At 31.0% G+C, this 15,927-nt stretch carries 19 protein-coding genes; 7 read left to right on the top strand and 12 right to left on the bottom strand.

What is annotated here, in order from left to right:
* Positions 1–58: 58 nt before the first annotated feature.
* Positions 59–169, top strand: a complete 111-nt coding sequence (locus tag D1869_RS04925) for a HEPN domain-containing protein (RefSeq protein WP_231113720.1) — start codon at positions 59–61, stop codon at positions 167–169.
* 2 nt (positions 170–171) lie between these two features.
* Positions 172–561, top strand: coding sequence for a nucleotidyltransferase domain-containing protein (locus tag D1869_RS04920; protein WP_156014171.1), 390 nt, complete (start codon positions 172–174; stop codon positions 559–561).
* Between the two features lie 942 nt (positions 562–1,503).
* On the opposite strand, the gene D1869_RS04915 is transcribed toward D1869_RS04920, so the two are convergent.
* The 7 genes from D1869_RS04915 to D1869_RS04885 all read right to left on the bottom strand — a co-directional run bounded on the left by D1869_RS04915 (position 1,504) and on the right by D1869_RS04885 (position 8,248).
* Positions 1,504–2,409, bottom strand: coding sequence for an energy-coupling factor transporter transmembrane component T family protein (locus D1869_RS04915; protein ID WP_156014170.1), 906 nt, complete (start codon positions 2,407–2,409; stop codon positions 1,504–1,506).
* A gap of 6 nt (positions 2,410–2,415) precedes the next feature.
* A complete protein-coding gene (locus D1869_RS04910) occupies positions 2,416–3,831 on the bottom strand; it encodes an ABC transporter ATP-binding protein (protein ID WP_156014169.1) in 1,416 nt (471 codons plus the stop codon).
* Complete coding sequence (locus D1869_RS04905; protein ID WP_156014168.1) at positions 3,828–4,508, bottom strand: hypothetical protein; 681 nt, start codon at positions 4,506–4,508, stop codon at positions 3,828–3,830. The genes D1869_RS04910 and D1869_RS04905 overlap by 4 nt, the downstream gene beginning before the upstream one ends.
* Before the next feature lies 1 nt (position 4,509).
* Positions 4,510–5,547: a hypothetical protein gene (locus D1869_RS04900; RefSeq protein WP_156014167.1), complete on the bottom strand. Its 1,038-nt coding sequence runs from the start codon at positions 5,545–5,547 to the stop codon at positions 4,510–4,512.
* 371 nt (positions 5,548–5,918) lie between these two features.
* Positions 5,919–6,377: a stage II sporulation protein M gene (locus tag D1869_RS04895; protein ID WP_156014166.1), complete on the bottom strand. Its 459-nt coding sequence runs from the start codon at positions 6,375–6,377 to the stop codon at positions 5,919–5,921.
* Entirely contained in the window at positions 6,377–7,894 is a 1,518-nt protein-coding gene (locus tag D1869_RS04890) for a M48 family metalloprotease (RefSeq protein WP_156014165.1), read from the bottom strand. The genes D1869_RS04895 and D1869_RS04890 overlap by 1 nt, the downstream gene beginning before the upstream one ends.
* A gap of 12 nt (positions 7,895–7,906) precedes the next feature.
* The gene (locus tag D1869_RS04885; RefSeq protein ID WP_156014164.1) at positions 7,907–8,248 is read right to left on the bottom strand and encodes a hypothetical protein; all 342 of its coding nucleotides are present in this window, start codon (positions 8,246–8,248) and stop codon (positions 7,907–7,909) included.
* A 508-nt stretch (positions 8,249–8,756) separates the two neighbouring features.
* Between D1869_RS04885 and D1869_RS04880 the strand changes: the two genes are divergently transcribed.
* Both D1869_RS04880 and D1869_RS04875 read left to right on the top strand, forming a co-directional pair.
* Positions 8,757–9,095, top strand: coding sequence for a hypothetical protein (locus tag D1869_RS04880; RefSeq protein WP_156014163.1), 339 nt, complete (start codon positions 8,757–8,759; stop codon positions 9,093–9,095).
* A 107-nt stretch (positions 9,096–9,202) separates the two neighbouring features.
* Positions 9,203–10,354, top strand: a complete 1,152-nt coding sequence (locus tag D1869_RS04875; RefSeq protein ID WP_156014162.1) for a hypothetical protein — start codon at positions 9,203–9,205, stop codon at positions 10,352–10,354.
* Positions 10,355–10,452: 98 nt separating this feature from the next.
* Here the strand turns inward: D1869_RS04875 and D1869_RS04870 are convergent, their stop codons facing one another.
* From D1869_RS04870 to D1869_RS04850, 5 genes are all read right to left on the bottom strand, one after another.
* On the bottom strand, positions 10,453–11,124 hold the full coding sequence (locus tag D1869_RS04870) for a hypothetical protein (RefSeq protein WP_156014161.1): 672 nt from the start codon (positions 11,122–11,124) through the stop codon (positions 10,453–10,455).
* 9 nt (positions 11,125–11,133) lie between these two features.
* Entirely contained in the window at positions 11,134–11,547 is a 414-nt protein-coding gene (locus D1869_RS04865) for a hypothetical protein (protein WP_156014160.1), read from the bottom strand.
* A gap of 12 nt (positions 11,548–11,559) precedes the next feature.
* Positions 11,560–12,636: a hypothetical protein gene (locus D1869_RS04860; RefSeq protein WP_156014159.1), complete on the bottom strand. Its 1,077-nt coding sequence runs from the start codon at positions 12,634–12,636 to the stop codon at positions 11,560–11,562.
* 14 nt (positions 12,637–12,650) lie between these two features.
* The gene (locus D1869_RS04855; protein ID WP_156014158.1) at positions 12,651–12,995 is read right to left on the bottom strand and encodes a hypothetical protein; all 345 of its coding nucleotides are present in this window, start codon (positions 12,993–12,995) and stop codon (positions 12,651–12,653) included.
* A gap of 421 nt (positions 12,996–13,416) precedes the next feature.
* Positions 13,417–14,037: a hypothetical protein gene (locus D1869_RS04850; RefSeq protein ID WP_156014048.1), complete on the bottom strand. Its 621-nt coding sequence runs from the start codon at positions 14,035–14,037 to the stop codon at positions 13,417–13,419.
* Positions 14,038–14,198: 161 nt separating this feature from the next.
* Between D1869_RS04850 and D1869_RS04845 the strand changes: the two genes are divergently transcribed.
* The 3 genes from D1869_RS04845 to D1869_RS04835 are packed head-to-tail and all read left to right on the top strand — an operon-like array spanning position 14,199 to position 15,882.
* Positions 14,199–14,567, top strand: coding sequence for a hypothetical protein (locus D1869_RS04845; protein ID WP_156014157.1), 369 nt, complete (start codon positions 14,199–14,201; stop codon positions 14,565–14,567).
* A 30-nt stretch (positions 14,568–14,597) separates the two neighbouring features.
* The gene (locus D1869_RS04840) at positions 14,598–15,647 is read left to right on the top strand and encodes a hypothetical protein (protein WP_231113717.1); all 1,050 of its coding nucleotides are present in this window, start codon (positions 14,598–14,600) and stop codon (positions 15,645–15,647) included.
* Positions 15,640–15,882: a hypothetical protein gene (locus D1869_RS04835; RefSeq protein ID WP_156014155.1), complete on the top strand. Its 243-nt coding sequence runs from the start codon at positions 15,640–15,642 to the stop codon at positions 15,880–15,882. Before D1869_RS04840 ends, D1869_RS04835 begins: the two co-directional genes overlap by 8 nt.
* Positions 15,883–15,927: the final 45 nt, after the last annotated feature.

Genomic DNA, 15,927 nt, shown 5'->3' with positions numbered 1-15,927 from the left:
TAAAGAAATTGTTTAAGAGAAGGAGAAAAAACATAAACTGCTAAGCGAAAATAGAAATTTGTTAAAGGAATTAGAAGAGGGATATACTGAGACTAGGTATGGTTCGATAGATTATACTGAAGAAGATGCTAAAGAGTGTTTAAATATAATGGAGAAACTATTTAACTAAATATGAAACTAGAGCCATACATTGAATTTGCTAAGGAAAAGATGGATATTCTTTCGCATTTCCCCCAAATATCTCCAGTAATATATGAGGCTATTAAAAAGGCACTTGATGAATATAATGTTAAGGCTGAGATATACTTTTTCGGTTCGATAATAGAAGGAAAATTCACCGTAATGAGCGATATTGATGTGGCGATTTTGGTCGATAAAGTTCCAGAAAAGAGAAAAGAGATCGTTGGAAGAGTTTTTGAATTACTTGAAAATAGAGGATTACCTTGGTGGTTACCATTAGAAATTCACTTCTTCACTCCCTTAATGTTTGATGCATTTAAGAAAGGGGGTGCTAATTTCATTAAAGCTGAAGACTATATTAAAAAGAGGAGAACATACTGACCTTCTTCCCAGATGAAGTCAGAAAACTTCGAAGGGTCATATATTTAATTTGTTACTGTGCTCTCATATAGACTTCACATTCGGTGACACTTAATAAAAATATATTAAAATTATAGATTACCTAAAATAATTGTTACATCTAATATAATTTCAAGAAAAATTTAACACATATATGTAGAGGAAGAAAACAAAATTTTAATAGTTAACACGGAAAGAACAATACATACGCATACAGTTGGATATCATATATCAACATATTTACCTAGATGGTCTGAGGTTTTAAACGAGATATATTAAAAACTGACTGATTCCAAAATGCCATTTGCAGACTAGTAATTCTTTAATTCTGCTTATAGACTTTCAAATAGCTTAAGGGCAATCTTATAGGGATTTTCAAAAAATTGCCAATTAGAAAAGATAAAGCATATACACTTACTTAAGATAGTAGGTCTAGATCTAATTCAATTAACCTTTATTAGAATTAACTATAAAAACTTTAATTATGATCGAGTTTCGTTATACTTCATTCTCGCTTAATTATTAATTCTAGTAAGGACGCAATTTTGAAGACATTCTCTAATGATAAAGTAACTTTAACTGCCCTTAATTTCCATAAGTGAATCTTTGTATCCTAACGTTCTCATCCCTTCTTGTCCCCCTTAACTTACTATAACTTATAATTTTTGCTTCACCTTCACAATTTGCTGAAATTTAATTCAAAATATTTCAAGAATTCATGATTTTTATATGAATGATTATCTTTATTCTCAAATATAAATTTATTCAATTATTTACATCTTGTATATAGTCTATGGAAAATATAGAAATTAACTGGCTGAAGCAGGAGTATTGTTTCCAATATTTTATCGTCTAATAGATTATGAATAATTAGATTTTCTCTATATATTCTCTATAGTAATCTTAGAATTGAAAGACTTGTAGTTACGGATGGAATGGTATAGAAGGAATTAATCCTATCAAAACTAGATAAGTATCAACGACTAAAAGAAATAACATTAACATTACAACAGTCTTATCAATTTTTGTAAACTCTATATCGTCAATGTAAGTTCTAGTCTTATAAGCCATGAAAGCCCTTGTTTCCGCAGAAACGCTCACTGTTTTTGCTCTCTTAAATTCATAAATGAAGAGAGGGATAAAAGATTCGAACATGGCCCTCCACTTCTTAGTCCCCTTCATATACTGTAGTTTTATTATAGTATCAGCAGTGTCAAAAATTCTAGGAAGAGATACTAAGGCTACAGTAACTGCAAAAGTAATTGGCATGGGAACCTTCATTCTATGAAATGACCTTATGATTTGAGATGGAGTAGTTGTAAGGAAAATTAGACCGGAATAAAGAAACATTCCCCAAATCCTCATACTAACTTGAAGGGAATAAATTATAGCTTGAAGAGTAAGGTAGGGGTCTATACCCATATAAATAAAATATCCAGGAAACCTCCAAATAACGAATAAATGATTTCCGAAAATCTCCTCTATCACATTAGGGGAAACAAAATAAGAGTAATCAAGAACAGTACTTATCATCTGGAGTGAAGTAAAAGCTAATATCAATCTAAGCCTCTTCAGAGTGTAGTAAAAGTAAAGAGAAATAATACCCGCTAACATTCCAACCCACCATATTGACTCTGCACAAATTATAGTCACTATAAAGACTATTAACAATTTCACCAGTGGGTGAAGTTTGTGATATAATGTTTTACTCTCGACATAAGTAGTCAATTTTTCAAACCCCTTAAATCCGAGGATCTTAAAGAGTAAATAAAATGGAGATATTGACGATGCAATAACTATTAACCAACTTGTTATTTCATGAAGAATCATAATTAATCACCAATCTTTAATAACATCTTCTGGTGAGATGGGAATAACCCTCCCATTAACCATCTTATAAGCTCTATCAGCATAGTAGTAGACAAATATGGGATCATGAGTAACCACAAGAAAGCTGGCATCTATACTCCTCAACTCCTCCCCTAACATCTTTCTGTTATACCAATCCTGACCTGTAGTAGGCTCGTCAAGGAGAAAAACCTTGACTCCAGTAGCTAAAAGGGAAGAAATTGCAACTCTCCTCTTCTGTCCAACAGAGAGAAGGAAAGGGTCTTGATCTTCTGGCAAATTAAACCTCTTCAATAAATCGTTAATTACTCTTTCATCATACTTCCTTCTAATCTTTGCAGGATATGATACCTCCTCCCTAACAGTCTTCTTAGTAAACATCAAGTCGATTTCCTGGGGTAAATAAGCAATTATCTCACCCCTCTTTTCAACAGGAAGCTTGGAAACCTCCTTTCCCTCAACCTTAATACTCCCGTAGAACCTTAAATTTGAAGGTAAAATACCAGCTAATGCTTTTAAAAGAGTAGACTTGCCACTACCGTTATCGCCAATTAACGCCGAAATCCCCCTCTTTAATACGATTTCCGTGTCTACGATAACCCTATCACCATCAGTAACCTTAACCTTTGCCTCAAGAACAACCTCGCCATCCCTTCTTTTTTCTGGAGGAGAGGAAAGCTTTAAAGGTTCTAAACCCAAATCCTCAAAGTCCAACTCCTTAACATTGTCCTTCTTAATATCGTAAATGATCTTACCTTTATCAAGGACTATAACCCTATCAACAAAATCCAGTACTTTCTTTAATTTATGTTCAGCAATAATCATACTTATCTTTTCCTTTAACCCTCTTAATGTAGCCAGAATTTCCCTAGTACCCTTTAAATCTATGCTTGATGTGGGTTCGTCAAGAATTAAAGCTTTCGGATTCATCGTAAGAATACTTCCTAAGACTACCCTCTGCTTTTCACCTCCAGATAATTTAAAAGTCTCCCTATTCAAAAGATGAGATATACCAACTATTTGAGAAACCTCATTGATTCTGTTCAAAATCTCCTCTTTTGGTAAGTTTAAGTTCTCAGCACCAAAAGCTAACTCTTCAATTACGTAATAATTAAATATTTGCGAATCTGGATCTTGTAAAAGGGTTCCCACATATCTAGCTATTTGCTGAATAGTCGATTTTTTAACATCAATACCGAAAACCTTAACCTCGCCCTCTTCTTCAGCCTCTATCTCATGAGGGATCACACCGTTAATTGAATTAAGGAGAGTTGATTTCCCAGAACCAGATTTACCAGCTATTAAAATCGATTCCCCTTCTTTAACCTCAAGGGAATCTATATTTAAAGAGTAGGAACTCTCAGGGTAAAAAACTCTCAATCCCTTAATTTCTAAGAATCTCATATTCCACTTCTCACCACCCTTGCAATCCTGTTAGCTATTAACGCGGATATAGCTCCTATTACTACATCACCTGGGATATAAGAAATTAATAAAAACTCTATTCTAGCTTGACTTGGAACAAAACCGAAGACTATAGGTGCGATAAAACCGTAAGTGAAGAACGGATGCACAAAGGAAAGTACAAAGCCTAATACACCTCCCTCGAAAATTGCGAAAAGCGGTTGCATATTTTTCTCCCCAATTCCGAATATCCTACCTTGAGTTACATAAATTGTAATGTCAGCCATAAGTCCATAAGTCAGTATATCTTCAATAAGCCATAAGGGTTCTCCACTAAAGCCAAAATGAAGCAAATCACTTACAATGTCAAAAACTCCCATACTTAACATCCCAGCCCCTACTTTCCTTATCACTCCCACCACGATAAAGAAGACTAGAATTCTGAACCAAACTGGAGGGTTAATGAATGGGTAAATCGGAGAGGGTAAGAAAATAGCATCACCTATAACATGGTCTGCAAAGGAAATAATAGCACCACCTATCGCAGCAATTACATAATCCATTAGTTTCATTCTGTTCTTACTCCTCTTAATTACGAAGAAGGCTACAATTGTTACTACAATGAAATAACCCACTACTATAGGTAAAGGAGTTATCCCAGGCTCTAGTGAGAACATCTTACCTCCTCCTCACGAAGAGAATTAAACCTACTATCACTAAAATTATTGCCACAACGCCTGTGGCAATAAAATATGGTGTGTAATTTGTTTTAGGTATGGGTTTAGTAGTAACGTTAGGAGGTGGAGCTTGGAAGTAACTTATTGTTGATGAACCATAGTTTATAACGTAGATGTAGTGATTCTGTGGATCATAAACTATACCATTGGGATCAGAACCTACATTAACCTCTTCAACTAGTCCTCCTTTATTATTAAATACTACTACAGTATCACTATCATGCGGAATCGAGAGGACTATATCATTATCATAAGGTATATAACATATCCAAGCATAACCGTTAATTGCACCTAAAGTATAGGGAAGTGAGTCAAAAGCTACTACTTTTCCGTTGGTTAAGTTTATTATCTCGAAATAATGGTGTCCGGGAGAAACTGCAAGTTCATTAGGAGGAATAAATGTCATTGCCTCAACGGAACTTACATTTAGCGTAATGTTCTGAACTACTTTGAAGTTATTTAAGGAGATCCCGTAGATTAATGGACTACCATAAGCCCCCACATAAACTACATTAGTATAATTATCATAAGCTAAAGCCTGAGGGCTAGACATTACGGTTACCGTATTAACCTGGTGGTTTGGTGTTATGAAGTAAACCTCATCACCATATGATGCTGTAACTACTACGTAGTTACCAGCAGAGATTATTGCTGGATATTTACCTACTTGAGGAATAGTATAATTCCAAATTACTTTACCGTTCTCGAGCTCTATTAAAGGACCGTTTTGATAGACAATATAAATATCACCGTTTAGGATTGTAATTCTAAAAGGATTTGGATAGTTTGGTAAATTAATTGTTGAAACGATATTATTATTGTCCAATATTTGTAACTCGCCTGCTCCTTGAGCTATGAAGTATATTTTACCATTATAGTATACACCGTAAGAAGGGTTTGATGCTGTACTAATAGTTCCTACACTTACTGAAGATAGAGAGATTAAAATTAATACTGGAATAACCAGAAATATTTTCATAAAATAATATTTCCAAGTGGAGTTTTTAAATTTTTTCTAAAGGGGTACACCCTATAGTTCTCTAAAAAGGAGTACATAAATAATAATTTAGTAGTTTGAGGAAATTCCCTTACAATAACATGAGCTAATAAATATTTTTAATTTACTCCCTTACTTTTTATCCCTTAGTGAAAAGAAAATTTTAGTTAATAAGAGGATCTTTCTTATAAATTTTTACGTAATGTAAAAATGTGACGATTTTCCTATAAGTGCTAATCATTCCTTACAACTGTTTACCAATTTTAGATTAAATTACCTTCTTAGAGGCAGAATCAATTATCCCTAAAGCTTTAGACTTAAGATTAGTAAAGGCGTATTATATACTACCTCCTTTAAACTACATGTTGAAAAATATAAATAGAGAGCGTGGATTCTATAAGGGCAGCTACCGCTAACATTATATAGCCTATCAATAATGGTTTAACGAAGCTTGTCTTAGCCTTGAATTTTTGCCCTGCATAGGCTATGAAGCTAAAACCAAGAAGCTCTATCAAACCATGAGGTATTGTACCTACTAATCCAACTATTAGCCCAAACTTAAATACGATTTGGCCATAGAATGCGGATATAGCGAATGCAACTATTTTCTGTGCAGTCCCATTACCTATTAAGAAAAGTATTAACGCAAAGATAAAGTTTTCCTCTATAATATGAGTAAGCAAAGCGTAATCTGGTATTGGAAGCTCGTGTACCAATACCGGCTTATCAAAACCTGTAAAGTTATTAATCACCCATCCAGAGAGTAGGCCAGACCAAAAAGTTAAGTAGAGTTTAAGTATTTCCTTATCCATTAAAACACACCTAGATGAGATCCTAAAAAGATAAGGAAAAGAGAAAAATTTATAGCCTCATAGACTGCGAAAGTAATTAGGAAAGTCTTTACTGCAGTCCTCGTATCACTAAGAAAAGATCTCTCAATTAATAAGGATAAAACAAGTCCCGAAACTAGGACTAGTAAGGCAAGATAAAAGTTATAAATTACACTTAGCGTGATAACATCAGTTATCAAGTACATCCCCGAAACAAGAAAAGAGAAGTTCATCCTTCCCTTCTGCGTCCCACCATAACTTCTCGTCAAAGGTAGAAAAACCAATCCAACAAGCACAATAACAACAAACATTCCAACAAAAAAGAGTGGAAAAGCAAGAAGAATAAGATTCACAGAAGCAAACCTTAAAACTCCTATTACAGACCCAAAAAAGGCAAAAACAGCTGGAATCTCCCATTGACTCAAAGATGATAAAGGATCACCAGTCTTCAAGGCCTCTCTAGAGGATGTATGAGTAATCTTTTCTAGCAAAGGCGAAATCTTCACTAAAAGGGGCAAGCCCAAAGCGGGATTAAAATTTTTCTGGGCATTCTCTCTTAACATTTTGATCAAGGTAACTATGTGATCATATGCCTCTGCACCAATAGCTTTAAAAGCTGCGGCATCAGCTCTAGATTCTGTAACCCTCACAACTAGTAAATAAATAATTATTAGACTTATTAAGAGTAATAAAGTTTTGACTACATATGTAGAATTTATAGTAAAAGAAAAATGATGTGGATGTAGTTCTACTAATAAAAAAATAGAAATTAGTTCAACCGACACAAGGGCTAAGGATATAATTAAATAAAAGAAGATAGAACGGATAAGTACATGATGCTCCTTAATGTGCTCCATTTCATGAGCTTTTATAGTTTCCATGATACTAGGGGGTAAAATACTACTTAAAATTACCAACCTTTTAGAAAAGGAATTACGGGAAAACGTTAATACTTCAGCCGCAACACCTGGTGTTCTTGAGTATACGGTTACCACTTTTACCTCTCCCGGTTTTATATCTCTGAAAGGCTTAATCTTAGAGATTACAAGTCCATCAACTAAGATTGAAATTGTGAATATGATAAATGTATCAACTACAAACCCTATAGGAGAATAAGGTGCAATATAGTGTAAGTAGTATAATCCTGATATTACTATTAAGAAAGTCAATAAGCCGATAATAATAGAATTGATAACACGAGTTTTTACTGATATTAATGCAGGTTGATAAATTATATCTTCTCGCTTACTATGAACTACCTCACGCACAGAAGGTACTATAATCTTACGATACTTAATGAAGAGAATAGCAAATGAAACTACTACTACTCCTATAAGAAATAGTGATAGAGCTAAAGTTACTTTGGTAAAAATGGGGTACAGATATGGGTTTCCTTTAGCTACTGTTTCTGTCACTATGGCTAATAATACATCCGCAAGAATTAGGGACGTAAAAAAATAAATAATCTTTCTAATAGCTCTTATTACGGGGTTTACCATCTCAATAATACCTCATAAAAGGCCGATTCCTAACCCAAAAAGTCCCAAACCTATTCCTGCAACAATAGCGAACAGCAAATCAATTGTATCGAGGCTGATAGACTCTATACCGAATTCGCTTAAAAGCAAAAGAATTGCTCCGACTATATTATTGACGTTAGCCATAGTTAATATCCCACCACTTATTGCTCCTGATCCAGCAGCTACATAAAGCATTGAACCTAAAATTATTCCAGCTATCATCGTCTGTACTATAGGATATATTGCTAATAGTGTTAGTGCAAAAATAGCTAATATTACATTTCTTGCTTCTTGGGAATTCGCAAGATCTATTTCAATCTTTTTGCTCTTCAATTAGTTATCACCCATGTTAAATTTGCAGATTCTTATATTAATTTTTAACTATAAATAATGTTAAAATGAAGAGTACATACAATAACTATTGTTTATTAGAAGTCTGTCTTATTTGAACAGATAACATAGAAATCAGAACTTTCTATTATACCTTGATAAACTATAATATTTATAAGATGAATGAATCTGGAGATAGTTTTGTCACCTATATTAATTTTACTAAATAACATCTTCTTTATATGGAGAGTATTATACTAGGATTCACATTACACTAAAAATTAATAGAAATATAAATATTAAAATGGAGTTGTGCACGTACTTATGTTATTTAATTTTAAGCTTTACTATGCAAACTGTTTAAAAAGATTTGCTAATTAAAAGAATAGTTAGCATATGTTATGTTTATGTATTGTTTTTTAAATAAAGGAGAAAGGTCTTAAATTATGAAAATTTTTTAAAGAAAGAAATAAGTCATAGCATATTAAAATGTAACATAGAATAAAGAATTATGATAACAACTGTAGTTCGAAGTGAAGAAACAGAAATAGATATTAAGAAAGCTATAAAAACGAGCCTACTAATGACATTTTTCTTAGTAGCAATCCCAATAAACAGTATTATGCTAACACAAGCAATACTAGCTTATGTTGGATATTATATATACAGCAATTATGGACCTGCTGCAGCGTTTGGATATGCCACATTTCTTCAGGTTAGTGGTATAACAGATGCTTTATCTACTGGAATACAAGATTATGGACCTGAATTCTTTTCACAGCTACTGGCCGGGTTAGGATATGGTTTGATGTCATTTTACATTTCTGGTGATCCAGTGAGTTTATTATGAGGAATAGCGATATGGGTAGATCCTTATACAGCAGCTGCTTTCCTTGGTTTATTAGCTACTGCATAAAGGGTATTATTTATGGTAAAGCTAGGTTTTTTTACTTATATATGTCTCTCAGTAGTGTAAGTCAATTTCAGCTTATTCAGCTTCTTGTATTATATGGGCTTATTTTCTATGCTATATATCCATTCTTAGTATATTTTATAAGGAAAAAGATAGATAATCGGGAATCATATACTATGTTTTTAATAGCAGAGTTTGCAGCATGGGCTGGTATAAGCTTGTTTTATCAAATCTTAATAGATGAAAGTATTATTCTTATATTTATATTTTTTATAATCGATAGTTATATATTTCCATTTTTTGTCACTAGAAAATTATCTAGGATTGAAGAAGGAAGTTTTACATACTATATCTGTGATAAAAAATATATAAGAAATAGAAAGAAGGACGCAATAATCATATACACTATTAAGCCTTTTGTTATAGTTTCGGATGGAATATCTTATTCTAAGATAAGTGAGTTAAGATATAAAATAGAAAGTAAATTAATTCTTTATGAAAAATCTAGACAATATATGATAAATATTCTAGCGGGTTACTTAATAGGAATTATATTATATTCAACTTTTAGTAAACTTATCTCTCCATCTACGTTTTTTATTCTTTTTATGAGCTTTTTATACTTACTTTTTATTGCGTTATTCATAGCAGCTATTGGTTATTATAAAATAAAATATGGAGTGGGAGGGAATTCTTTTATAGAGAGTTTTTTGAGACAAACTATATACTCAAGTAATGTTAATGTAAGGGGTGTAGTTTATCTAATGCCCAATATCTTGATATTTTCTCTAGTAACATCATTACCGCTTGCTTTAATAAAACCAAGTCTTATCACCTCATTACTCTTTTTAGAGAAATTCGCAGTTGAGACTGCATTGCTTTCAATCATAACCTTTTTAACCTCTATACTTTTCACCTCTTTAGGACTCACTACTGAGGAGCTCTTAGCCTCATTTTCCCAATACATATTCTTTTCTACAATTCCCCAATTATTCCTATTTGGAGCTTTAGTCCATCCATCACTCCGATTCATATACCTAGTACTATTGATAACGTTCACTCTACTAGCTTACATTGCTGCAATACTATCTACTAATAATAAGAGAAGAGCTATAATAGCTTGGTTGATTATAGCTCTCGTGACTATATTCTCATCTATACTTCTCTCATTAATTACTATATCATTTAAAATATAAATTATTCTTGTAAAAACGATTTTGGAGTTATCGCAAACGACGAGCTCTTGCCTCTTTAACCTAATTTGCAAACTCTGGGATCTGTAGCCTTAAAACTACTAAAATGACTTAAAGGTATTCTGAATCAAATTTTGTAGCATGAAGGGATTATGGAAATTAAATATGTAAGTTATGAGGAAATTGATAAAAGTACTCATAAAGGGTATAACATATAGGCCGTCAAATCCACTAAGACCTCCTATAATTACTAATTTTTCCTTTACCTTAAAAGGCAAACTATTAATGTCAGGATGTATTTTTCTAGATTTTAAAATATCTTGTAAAAGAATTCCTATAAAAGATGAAATAAAAGTATTCTGTACTAATATCTGACTATTAAATAGGAATAGATTTAACAATGAAAAATAGAAGATCACACCAATATTTGAGGTTACACCAATTTTAGTAACTTTACTTAGTTTACCCGCTAAAGCAAAAGTTACTATAATAGATACTAGCAACAAGAGTAGATTTTCTTTGGATATAAAAAACAATATAAAAAACATGGAGATTCCTATCTCTGTAAATACAGAAAGATTTATCGCATGAAAATCATCTATCTTAAGATAAAACCCTGCCAAAAATGCATTTAAATAGCTAAACGGAAAAATCAATATACTAATACTATGAGTAGTAAGAAAACTGACAATTGCGAATAGAGGAAACGAGGGGATTAAAGCTAGAACCGCAAGAAATAAAAATTCATTTTTATCATACCTTTTTATTCTCATACTCTACACCTACATTTTATCATAAACTAAAATTTCTATGAAAGCTAGAATTACTATATAAACTATTCCTAAATATAAGCTTTTCCTTTGGGCAAAATATAACATTCCATAGAACTCAAGAAATATTAATAAAACTGTAAAATATCCAACAGATAAGTTTTCCATAATAGCTGACATACCAATATAAAATTCTATTAAAGAGGAAATAAATAACCATGGAATTAAAAGAATGGGTAATTTTATATTATTCATTATAAAATAGATAAAAGTAAAGACTATAAAATTAGCTATAATAATATTAACAACTAAATATAATGGTAGATAATGAGAGCTTACCTTTAATGGGTTGAGAATGGATAAAGGAATAGAGGCCAAAAATCCTATAAAAACGATAAAATAATAAGCCCCTTTTTGTAAATTCATGTTTTATCACCTTTATATTTTAAATGATATAGTAATTAATGAGAGAAGTATAGATGAGAATATAGTCACGAGAGCTATAATCAACCAAGCTATTATAGCTCTTCTCTTATTATTAGTAGATAGTATTGCAGCAATGTAAGCTAGTAGAGTGAACGTTATCAATAGTACTAGGTATATGAATCGGAGTGATGGATGGACTAAAGCTCCAAATAGGAATAATTGGGGAATTGTAGAAAAGAATATGTATTGGGAAAATGAGGCTAAGAGCTCCTCAGTAGTGAGTCCTAAAGAGGTGAAAAGTATAGAGGTTAAAAAGGTTATGATTGAAAGCAATGCAGTCTCAACTGCGAATTTCTCTAAAAAGAGTAATGAGGTGATAAGACTTGGTTTTATTAAAGCAAGCGGTAATGATGTTACTAGAGAAAATATCAAGATATTGGGCATTAGATAAACTACACCCCTTACATTAACATTACTTGAGTATATAGTTTGTCTCAAAAAACTCTCTATAAAAGAATTCCCTCCCACTCCATATTTTATTTTATAATAACCAATAGCTGCTATGAATCCTACAATAAAAGAAATATACAAGACACTCATACCTATGATAAAAGAGTAAGACCTAGGTAACTTAGAAATCATATAAAATATAATACCTATTATATATCCTATTAAAATATTTATCATATATTGCCTAGATTTTTCATAAAGAATTAATTTACTTTCTATTTTATATCTTAACTCACTTATCTTAGAATAAGATATTCCATCCGAAACTACAACAAAAGGCTTAATAGTGTATATGACTACTGAATCTGAGCTTAGTCTTCTTCCTATATATTTTCTCTCACCAATATAGTATGTAAAACCGTCTTCTTCAACTTTATATAATCTCCTTACAAGAAATAATGGTATTAAATATCCAAAAACTATAAAAAATATAGGGATTAACAAAATTCCTAGATATATATAATAGATAGGAGAAATTAATGCTGGAGATTCTGCTGCTAAAAACAATGTAACTGATCCCCAAGTATTTATTTCTTCAAAATTTAAGAAATTTAATAAAAAAGACTTTAACTTTAACATAATTTAAACCCCTTTTACGCAGTTAATAAAACACCAAGGACTGCTAGTACCACTGGATCTGACATAGCTGTACCAATAAGTATTCCATAAAGCACTTCTGATATCGATGCACCATTTGATAATAGTACACTACCCCAGTCTAGAAATATTGGAAGAGCAGTACACAAGAAATATGAAGGAGATCCACTAGTAAACACGGTATAAAGCGGAGAATTAAAGCCGTAAGCTAGTATTGCTTGTGTTAGCATAATACTGTTTATTGGGATTGCTACTAGGAAAAATGTCATTAGTAGGCTCGTTTTTATAGCTTTCTTAATGTCTATTTCTGTTTCTTCACTTCGAACTACAGTTGTTATCATAATTCTTTATTCTATGTTACATTTTAATATGCTATGACTTATTTCTTTCTTTAAAAAATTTTCATAATTTAAGACCTTTCTCCTTTATTTAAAAAACAATACATAAACATAACATATGCTAACTATTCTTTTAATTAGCAAATCTTTTTAAACAGTTTGCATAGTAAAGCTTAAAATTAAACATTGTAGATGTAGATAAAGTATCAGCGTTAATCTACTTACATATATATAAAAATGTAGTTAAAGTACAAGAATGTCTCTTAAATTACACAAGACACCTTTCCTATGTCAAGCAGAGGACCTTATCTTTTAAAGTATTAGAAAGTGTAAATAATAAATTAACAGTAAGAAAATAAGAGGCTTTATCTATGTTGAGTTAATAAAGATATTCACGCTTTACATTTCTTCAATAGTACTGAGGTTATTTAGGTAACATTATATCAAGCAAGAACGCCATCAACATGGCTACAATTGGCATCAAAACTAATAAGTCTCTTACTCCTAAACCTCCTATGATTCCCTCACGGTTACATCTTATACTTAATTTAAAATCAAGAAGTAAAGTTGGAATAAAAGTACTTATAAAAGCAAAATAATAAGAAAATTTATTAAATATTAAAAAATTAACTAGACCGGAAAACATTGAAATTAGTATTGAGTATTTTATCGAGTAACCTATACTATTCTTAAAATATAACCTATTCTCGATAAAGAATAATAAGGAGGAAAAAAGAAGTAGGAATAAATCATAATAAATTTGCAATAACTCCTTGTAAATTATAATAAGTAAGAAGATAGTCAAAGAAAGAGGAAAAAAGAACCCAGAGAGGTTAAAATAAACTCTATCGTAAATAAGAATGTCAATATAACTTCCTATTGCGAGAAGTAATGAGATAGTGAAAATCGTGATTAAGTTGATCTCCCTAATAATTAATATTAGAATTAATGCAGTTAAGAAGATGGAGAAAAGAAAGGATTCAATTGTGCTTAAGATATAAGTTGTAGTGTAATTAATCTTCCTAAATCTTATTCGCATAATCATATATGAATATAGTCAAATCATTTATATTCTTTTTCAAAATCAAATACCTTTTTATGAAAGTGTAAAAACCGAGTAATCCTCCCATAAGAGACTACAAATTGACTGAATATTATTAAAGAAAAAAATAAAAAGCTATAATTGATTAATATTATAGTGGTGTAATGTCGCAACAGATAACTATAAAGAGGAGAACTATAGTTCCAATGCTAAAAGCTATAGGTGTTTTAATGTTTGTAATGCTACTAGTTCCATTAGAGGGAATAGTTTCGAGTGGTATAATAGAAGGGCATGCTATTGCAGCATATTTTGCAGCATCGGATGCTATGTGTGGAAATATTGGCGGTGCTGTTCAAAACGGTATTGCGGCTATTTCAGATATGTTTGGCCTATATCAACTAGCTATGAATAATCCAATAGTTCAAATGGCTCTTGTAATGTCTGGAGGCGATATCGGAACATTTATATATTTATTGGCCTTAGCAGATCCATTTACTGCAATAGGTGTAACAGCAATTATAGTAGGTATGTAAGTTATCTATAAGACATGTAAGTGACCTATTATGAATTTAAGTCAACCCTTTTTCTTAGATTTATTTAACTTAATATTTTTTATAATTTATTTAATACATAGAATACAATCTTATCGCAAGCAATCAGAAATCTTTTATCTGAAGAAGAATCCAATATTAGAATTGAAATCATTACTTATCCTGATAATTAATTGGATATTACTTCTTATATTATCTATGAATGTTAATGAAGTTATAATGTTGTATTTAATCATAATTACATATATAGTATCAATAATAATATTACCTCTTACTGATAATATATTTAAAAATTTAATTAGAGCTGGTAACGAAATGCAAGATTTTCTGTCACGCACTTTAGAAAATCTAATAATTATTTCTTTATTTAATGTATTATTATCCATGTTTGACTTTGTATACCATATTATATATATAAATCCTAGTACAGCGAAGGGATTTTTAGATTGGGTAATTCAATTAGACCATAAATTAGGGATACTACCAACTCTAATTATTTTTGCATTATCCTTAGCTTTTCTTGGTTTTATACCCTCTTATTTTATAAATTCCTTACCCATGAGCTTATTTCAAAGTATTAAGGAGGATGAATCCAGTGGAAGTTATATAACTCGACTTATGTTTCCCTTTATAGTCCTATTTACAGTTAATTTTAGTGATTTTTACATTTTTTACTTAATATTTCAAGGTATAGTCATAGACAGGTTAGTTTTAATGGTATTATTAAGTAAAATTCTTCTATTCCTAATAATAATGTTAGTCATAACTTACTCTGCATCAATTATCATGCACAGCTTTGGTTTCGAGAATGTGAATATTCTGAAGTCCATACTTGTGTTTCTTATAATAATAAACATTGTATATTTAATCTCTCCAATTACGCTTTTGTTTAATGTAATAACAATTCCGATATCTTTAATGTCAGTTTTATTAGCCTATATTGTTTCTCCATTATTATTAAAGAAAAATTTAGGCAAAGCTTATCTGTCATACATTATTATACTTATTGTGATTATGCTTTCAAATTTATTACTCATAATGGTGGGTGGTATAATTGAATAGTATCTTGAGAAAATTTTTCATTATCAGCTACTTAACGTTTTTAATTTCACTAACTATTTCAATATTTTCTCCATTGAAAATAAATATAAGATTTCTAGGATTATATAAGGGTATTTTAATAGCATTAAATGATATTATGCGAAATAATGAGATGTGGAGAAGATTTAAGGAGACGTTAACAAGAATATATAATGAGGCACTCAAGAGAATGTCCTCAGTGCAAAAAATTCAATAAATATAATGTGATAGAAATACCTTATTATGATATTTTATGAGTTAA

It is taken from the genome of Sulfurisphaera ohwakuensis (assembly GCF_009729055.1).
Classification (GTDB): domain Archaea; phylum Thermoproteota; class Thermoprotei_A; order Sulfolobales; family Sulfolobaceae; genus Sulfurisphaera; species Sulfurisphaera ohwakuensis.
The sequence above is the reverse complement of the archived record's forward strand: the minus strand, read 5'-3'. Positions and strand labels throughout refer to the sequence as shown.